This window comes from Bartonella sp. TT119HLJHH (genome assembly GCF_042193385.1).
Classification (GTDB): domain Bacteria; phylum Pseudomonadota; class Alphaproteobacteria; order Rhizobiales; family Rhizobiaceae; genus Bartonella.
This window is the reverse complement of sequence record NZ_JBHILS010000058.1, coordinates 1-2,647: the sequence shown is the minus strand read 5'-3', so window position 1 is coordinate 2,647 and position 2,647 is coordinate 1. Positions and strand designations below refer to the sequence as shown.

At 36.8% G+C, this 2,647-nt stretch carries 3 protein-coding genes; all 3 read left to right on the top strand.

The window, feature by feature from the left end; genetic code table 11:
• On the top strand, positions 1 to 1,064 hold a 1,064-nt coding region (locus ACFIJL_RS09050; RefSeq protein ID WP_375624346.1), incomplete at its 5' end, for a VENN motif pre-toxin domain-containing protein.
• Positions 1,065 to 1,199: 135 nt separating this feature from the next.
• Positions 1,200 to 1,553, top strand: a complete 354-nt coding sequence (locus ACFIJL_RS09045; protein WP_183194745.1) for a hypothetical protein — start codon at positions 1,200 to 1,202, stop codon at positions 1,551 to 1,553.
• A gap of 6 nt (positions 1,554 to 1,559) precedes the next feature.
• On the top strand, positions 1,560 to 2,647 hold a 1,088-nt coding region (locus ACFIJL_RS09040; RefSeq protein ID WP_375624344.1), incomplete at its 3' end, for a DUF6990 domain-containing protein.

Sequence of the window (2,647 nt, the reverse complement as noted above, 5' to 3'; positions counted from 1 at the left end):
GCGCTGTTGCGAGTGGTGCTTGCACGGCCGGTGCTGTGGGGGGTGCTGTGGGCGAAGCCACTGCTATGCTCCAGTTTAAACTGTCGACCAAAAATTTTATACAAAAAGAAATAGCAGCATTGGATGGTCGTGTTCCAACGGCAGAAGAACAAGCGCGTATCAATGCAAAGATTGAAGCACAGTTTTCTGATTTTAATGATCATGCCATTGATATCGCGCGCATAGCGGGAGGCTTTGCTGCTGCCCTTGCTGGTGGTGATGTCAATACTGGCGCTGATGCCGCAGGTAATGCTGCCGAAAATAATTTTCTTCCTGCGGTAGCAGCTGCTGTAGCGTTCATTGTGTCGCTTACGCCACAAGAGTTGGCAGCTCTGTCTCTTTTTATGGCTGGTGGAGCAACTATTGTTCAATCTCCTAACAATAGAACCGCTATAGCTGATTTCCTTACCTATTGGTTTGCATCGAAAAATTCTGCAGAAGATAGCGAAAAAACAAATCAAAACTCACAAGAAGAAAAAAATAAAGATTCTCAGAAAGAAAGTAAAAATAAGAAAAAAAACGGAAACAATAAAGAACCACAAAACAATAATGATGGAAAGGGTAACATACTTGAACAAGTCAGGAAGCATCATGATAAAAAACGCGATGAGAAAAAACAAGAATTAAAGGATGAAGGATGTATAGTATGCGAGACAGAAATAGTATTCAAAACTAAGACGGATAAGGGGGTAGTAAAATCTCGTGCGGATATTGTTTATATAGAGAATGGTAAAATAAAAATTGGCGAGGTAAAAACGGGGAAGAATTCTAAATTAAGTGAACAACAAAAGATTTTAAAAGAGGCATATAAAGAAGGAAATGCTGAGTCCACAAAAGGAAAATTTATAAAATTTTTTAAAGAGAACAAAGAGTTCTTAGAGAAATATCAAGAATCGTTCAAAGATTTTAAAGGAAGTGATAAAGAATTAAACGAGGCTAGCAAAGAATGGATTAAAGGACAATTGAATAATAAGTTAGACAAAACTGACGTTAACGTTTTTCATTATCCAGGACTTTTTGAATGAAAGTGAATAGCGATGCGAACTAAAGACGTGACAGAGATTTTAAAAACGCTTGGCTGGGAGACGAAAGATCAACTATTATTTACAGTGGTAGAACAGTATTAGCGTGAATAAACTGCGACTTATGGAGAATAATCTATGAACTTTTCGTTAAAAAAAATACATCGCCCTGATATTATTTATGTGGAGAAAGGTGTATTAAAAGTTATTGATATAAAAACTGGTAATTTTCAATTAACAGAATGTCAAAAAGATTTTGAAATAGCGTATAAAACAGGAGATGCAAAACCTTTTGGGAAAATTATGAAACGCTATCTGGGCGAAAATAAGGAACAGCTTAATAAATACCAAGAAGATTTGAAAAAATTTGAAGGAGATGCAGAGCTTCTGAAAGAGTTTAGAGACAATTGGAGTGAAAATCAAATAAACAAAGAGTGGAATAGAATAATTCCTTATACAGTTAGCTGTTATCCGGCGGTTGGAGAAGAGTGAAACATTATGCAAACTAAAGATGCAGCAGAAATATTAAAAAGTCTGGGCTGTGAGCTCTATCGTGATGAAGTAGGCGATACATTTGCCTATTATTATCTTCCGGATCGCATTGTGGATTTGAGCTATGGTGTGAAACATGAAACGGATGGTGAAAAATTTTGGTTATTAGCTAGTCTCACAACTGCTTCTTATAGTCTTGCTTGTGAATATTCTAGGGGGCAAAAGTCACGGTATGGATATATACTCTATCCAGAAATAGGTGATTTCGGGGTTACGGTACCGGATCTTTCAGAAAGTCATATTGAATCTGCTTTAAACAAAGTCATTACTTGGGCGCAAGCACAAGATATTGAAAAAAAATTACATGAAGAAGCTGCTAATCATTCTCTTGTTGCAAAGGCTCTTCTCGGCGAGATAGAAGCTTTAAGGAGTTATGAGTCTACGCCCAAAATAAACGTATCAGAATTTTCTGATTATAAAATAATGACGTGGAATGAACGCTTGCTTCTTTTTGCACAGGTCTATAAAAATGGGGAATTAGACGATATTCTAACGCGCAATAAGCCAAAACAGCGCTCGATAAATCTCATCGCAGCAAGTCGCATCCTCAAAACGCGAGGATGGATTGCTATGGAACCTGAGAGAATGTTTCTCTCTTTGCCAGACCGTTTTATTCAATTTGATTTTGGCTTTATACGTCTTCATGATAATTACAATGTTCGTCTTGAAGCTGAAATATCTAATGAAGAGATTTCTGTAGCTTGCAAATATATTCACTATAGGAGAGAATATAATTGGATACGACCTACGGATATTTATAAGTCTTTTAACACGATTGGAGGAGGTTTTTTTAGTGGTTTTGGCAAGGAAATTGATATTTGTGTAGAGGAATTGAATGAGCAAGAGTTAACAAAAGTCTCTGAGCGGATAATACAGTGGGCACGCGCCCAAGATTTACAAGCATCAATAGAAAGCAAAACACGTGTTCAAAAGTATAGCTACAATATAGATATAGTCTGGCATTTGGCTTGTTTAGCGTTGACAGGTCGAATTGATATCCTGAAATCTTATAAAAATTTTTTAGAAGCTGGTAC

Bases quoted from the DNA above. Each gene is read 5' to 3' on its own strand.
- ACFIJL_RS09045 (WP_183194745.1), top strand. From the start codon at position 1,200: ATGAACTTTTCGTTAAAAAAAATACATCGCCCTGATATTATTTATGTG.